General features: G+C 62.5%; 4 protein-coding genes. 1 reads left to right on the forward strand and 3 read right to left on the reverse strand.

Going from position 1 to position 4,405, the window contains the following annotated elements; translation table 11 throughout:
• Nucleotides 1-495: 495 nt before the first annotated feature.
• The 3 genes from PLL20_21760 to PLL20_21770 form a co-directional block, all read right to left on the reverse strand.
• Complete coding sequence (locus PLL20_21760; protein HPD32625.1) at nt 496-852, reverse strand: hypothetical protein; 357 nt, start codon at nt 850-852, stop codon at nt 496-498.
• Nucleotides 853-982: 130 nt separating this feature from the next.
• Complete coding sequence (tadA, locus tag PLL20_21765; GenBank protein HPD32626.1) at nt 983-1,471, reverse strand: tRNA adenosine(34) deaminase TadA; 489 nt, start codon at nt 1,469-1,471, stop codon at nt 983-985.
• A gap of 2 nt (nt 1,472-1,473) precedes the next feature.
• Complete coding sequence (locus PLL20_21770) at nt 1,474-2,427, reverse strand: TIM barrel protein (protein ID HPD32627.1); 954 nt, start codon at nt 2,425-2,427, stop codon at nt 1,474-1,476.
• Nucleotides 2,428-3,624: 1,197 nt separating this feature from the next.
• Between PLL20_21770 and PLL20_21775 the strand changes: the two genes are divergently transcribed.
• Nucleotides 3,625-4,380, forward strand: coding sequence for a sigma-54 dependent transcriptional regulator (locus PLL20_21775; protein ID HPD32628.1), 756 nt, complete (start codon nt 3,625-3,627; stop codon nt 4,378-4,380).
• Nucleotides 4,381-4,405: the final 25 nt, after the last annotated feature.

The following is a 4,405-nucleotide window of genomic DNA, read 5'->3' on the forward strand; positions in this document are numbered from 1 at the left end:
TCGCGTCAAGGGTTCCGGCGTCCCAGGTGCAGTCGAACGTGCCATCCTGCGTCAGGTTCCCGTCGTCGTAAATAGGTGACTGTCCCTAATATTCCTGCTTCGTCGATGCGACTTGGCGGGGCTGTGACCTGCCCTACCTGCTGGCCTTCGGGTGGAGGATTGGCATCGTCATGGATGCCGAATGCGGAAAGGATTCCGCAGGGGATGCGGCCCGGAAAGGATTCCGGGCCGAGCGGGGTTCCGGCCCGCAGATCATGGGATTGACGCAAATGAAGAACAGGAGGAAGGCGTTTGAACATGAGGTAACGGAGATCGCGGAAACAGGTCTCTGCGCCCCTCTGCGTCCACTGCGGCAGAACACCACCCCTCTGGCCGCTGAAAGCTGATCGCTAAAGGCTGACCGCTTCTCAAAGAATAGCTGCGTCCCCGTTTCTACACTTCGGTGATGGTCGCCACTGCCGCCGGTAAAATCGCCGCCAACACCACTATTAGAGCTCAAAAATCATCCTGACATGTGTTCTTGTCGTCCTTGACCGTCTTGACAAGCTGGCCGACATTGCCGTTTCCCTTGACACGACGGGCGGGCTTTGCCCGCGGGCCAGCGGCCCCAACGCTTTGCGTTGCCCGGCGAGTCACGGGTTCGGCGTCGTAGAAACACCAGAAGTTCTCGTCGTCGCTGCTCGATTTGGGGTCGTGCTCCTCGACGGCCGCCAGCAGGCCGCCGCTGCCGTCGGCGCCGTGGATGGGGCCGGAAAAACCCAGCCCTTGACTCGACGCCTGGTTTCGCCGGCGATCGCAAGGCGATCGGGCTTGCGAAGCAAGCCGCCTCCTCTCGCAGGCTGCTTGGCGCAATCCCCTTTTGCGGACCTCCCCTTTTCCGGACCCTTGGTAAGGGGAAGAGAGACACCCCTCCGGCTCCCCATTGGTAACGGGGAGAGATACCCCCTCCGGCTCCCCCTTGGTAAGGGGGAGAGGAAGGGAATTACTTTTTTCCCTTGGCCCGCTGGGAGGTGAAGAATGTCCGCAGCAGCTCGCCGCACTCGGCGGCCAGTACGCCCGCGGTCATCTGCGGTCGATGATTCAGCCGCCCGTCTTCGATGATGTTGTAGACCGAGCCGCAGGCCCCGGCCTTTGAATCGTCGGCCCCGAAGACTACCCGATCGATCCGGGCCAGCACGATGGCCCCGGCACACATGGTGCAAGGTTCCAGCGTCACGTAGAGCGTACAACCCTCCAGCCGCCAAGAGCGCACTTCGGCGGCGGCGGCGGTCAGGGCAATCATCTCGGCGTGAGCGGTGGGGTCCTGCAGGGCCTCGCGCTGATTGCAGCCCCGACCGATGACCCGGCCGTCACGGACCACCACCGCTCCGACCGGCACGTCCTCGGTATCCAGGGCCCGCTCGGCCTCGGCCAGGGCGATGCGCATCATCTGCTGGTCAAGCCAGTCCTGTCCTTCCTGGATCGGGTTCATATCTACCAGCCAACCGCCTTCATGAGATCGGCCAATATCAGCCAATCTCTGCGGATGGATTCGAGCTTCTGCTTATCCTCATCGGAACCGACGGCCGCGTTCCCCGACGCGTATTCCACGTGCAGGGAGACCGGCCCCGCGAAGCCGGCATCCTTCAACTGGCGGAACCCCTCCTCGACCCGAACCGCCCCCTGGCCGAGCGGAACATCCTTGACACGCCAGCCCTTCGGTTCTTTCTGCCAGATGCAGTCCTTGACTGAGACCATGATGATGCGCGGGGCCAGCAGAGCCAGCCCGATCCGCCAGCCGCCCTCACTGCCCTCGACGGTGGCGTGACGCAAATCGAAGTACGATCCGATCTGGTCGGCGGGCAGGTCCCGCAAGAGCTGCCAGAGATCCCACATCGGGGCACCGATGGTCATGCCGCTATGATTATGGAACCCCGCCCGAACCTTGTAGTGGCCGCAGAGTGCCGCAAGGTCCCTGAGCCTGGCCTTCACCTCGGCCAGTTGCTGATGGAGGTTATGCAGATCACCATAGCTGTAGTATCCCAGCTTGACAAAACCGATACCGAGGCTTGCCACCGTACGGACGATGGTTTCGGCATGGTCTTTGCCCGCATCGGTGATCTCGGTTGTGACCATGGTCACGCTGATGCCGGCATTCTTAAGCTGCTCCACGGCAGCCGGAAGATCTTCTGCCGCCCGTTCCGGGGCCACGTGCCCTGCTTTTCGGCACGTCAGGTCAACCGCATTGACGTCGAGCTCGTTCAGGACGACCGGCAGATCCTTGAAAGGGCGATTGTGCAGCGGCTTGGTGAATAGACAGGGCACGGGCCGCTGGGTGGATCGCTCAGGGCGCTGTGCGCCCTTGGCAATCAATGCCGTGCCTGCGGTAAGAGCGGCCGTCGCCAGCATCTCACGGCGGTTCAGGATTCGCGTCGGGTCGTCAGACATGATCGACTCCCACATACTTCAGATGCGGCCTCGACGTGCCAACCGGCGCGCCGCTGCCGGTTCATCGCCGTTGCATCAGCAACAGGCACCATACATCGCAATTACCCGCACCGCAACGGTTTGATTGGAGATGCAATACGCTGGACCGGCATGTTCGACCCGATACCTCTGGGCGCGCCGGAACCGCTTTGTGATCGGGGCGTTTTCTGATTCGGGCTTACCTCCGGGGCAGCGGCTTGATTGAGTGTCAAGGCTTGGCAGATCGATACTTTCGCGGGCAGCGTCGAGTCGCCGGCCAAGGTCGCGCTTCTTCTCCGCGGTGGCATCCAGTCGCCGGACCACCCGTAGCGAGCCGCCGTCCCCTCAGCCCGGATCGCAAGTGGGTGCCGCGCCTGCGGACCCGCGCGCCGGGCCGTGCAGCGACGAAATAAGGTTTCGCCCCCCTAAGTCTTCCTAAGGGCGCCATGCCCATGGCCTTGGACGGGGTGCTTTCTCGCTGGGCCATCAGCCGTGCCTGCCGCCTTACCCTGTCTTGGCCGTTGAAACCCGTTGAAACGGATCGACCGGGTTGTTTGCCCCCGGCCGGGAATACGGCTCAGATTGCCCTGCGGGGGGCACGGCGACAAGACGGCTGCCGACCCAAGTCCGTCTTCACGACCAAGTGGAATTGAGCCCCGCATGAACAAGCGAGAACCCGCCCTTTACCTGCCATTCATGAACAGCCCTGGAAACGACGAGCACCGATCAGCAACGCGTAACTCTAGTGGGGACATAGTGTTCAGGACGATGGCCCCTTTCGCATCGAGCTGCCCATTTGAAGCCCAGACGGAAACGCGGGTTCGCCCGAACCAGCGCCGCCGTCCTCGACGGGGTGTTCAGAGATAATCTGTCCAAGGTGGGGCGAAAATACTTTGAACAAAAGGACCAATGGGGCTTGACACGGATAGGGTGTTCGCCTATTCTGCCAACATACCGGTTGCGAGGTGGAAAAGCACCAGATCTTCGCGGCCAGGATCAGTTCTTTTTTTGCTCTGGTGATATGTTCTGAGGAGTCTTGGAGGGAGCGTCGGGTCCGCAGGGCGGCGGGCCTGGTGCGACGACGGCGGTGGCAAGCGTCGCCGCGGAGTCCGCATGGATGTGCGGTCAAAGACTCTGCTGGGATGGCCGGCAGGGCCGAGAACCTCAGAAAGAAACCCAGTGGGCTTGGCTTGGGGAAAAGCAGGCGTTCATCTGCCGGTCGCGCGAGCTCCCGAATTCGTCGGGCGAAGCGCCGAGGTGGAGGTACTGCGTCACCTCATTGACGCGGTGAGCCGTCGCACGTGCACGGTCCTGATCTGCGGCGAATCCGGAACCGGCAAGGAACTCGTGGCCCGCCAGATTCACGCCTTGGGGCCTCGGGCCGACGGGCCGTTCGTGCCCGTCGATTGCACCACTCTCAGCGATACTCTGATCGAATCACAGCTCTTCGGGCACGTGAAAGGTGCTTTCACGGGGGCCGACCGGGCGAGTCTCGGGTTCTTCCGGGCGGCCGAAGGTGGGACCCTATTCCTTGACGAAGTGGCCGAACTGCCGGCCGCCATGCAATCCAAGCTGCTGCGATGCCTGGAAGAAGGAACCGTTGTCCCGCTGGGCGGTGTCGAGGCCCTGCCGGTCGATGTTCGCATCGTCGCGGCCACGCATCGCGACCTGACAGCAATGGTGGCGAGGGGGGAATTCCGCGAAGACCTCTATTTTCGGCTCAACGTGGTTCGTATCGAGGTGCCGCCGCTTCGGGCGCGCAAGAGCGACCTGATCTGTCTGGCCGAGCATTTTCTCGCCCGACAGGCGGCGCTCTACGATGAACCGATGAAGACGCTCTCTTCCGACGCGATGTCGGCACTCATGGCCTATGATTGGCCCGGCAATGTCCGCGAATTGGCCAACGCTGTCGGCGCCGGTCTGAACATGCTGTAAATCCGCCGGTTTGATGATGCGGTGA

The organism is Phycisphaerae bacterium (assembly GCA_035384605.1).
Taxonomy (GTDB): Bacteria; Planctomycetota; Phycisphaerae; order UBA1845; family PWPN01; genus JAUCQB01.

Bases quoted from the DNA above. Each gene is read 5' to 3' on its own strand.
- PLL20_21770 (HPD32627.1), bottom strand. From the start codon at position 2,427: ATGTCTGACGACCCGACGCGAATCCTGAACCGCCGTGAGATGCTGGCG.
- tadA (HPD32626.1), bottom strand. From the start codon at position 1,471: ATGAACCCGATCCAGGAAGGACAGGACTGGCTTGACCAGCAGATGATG.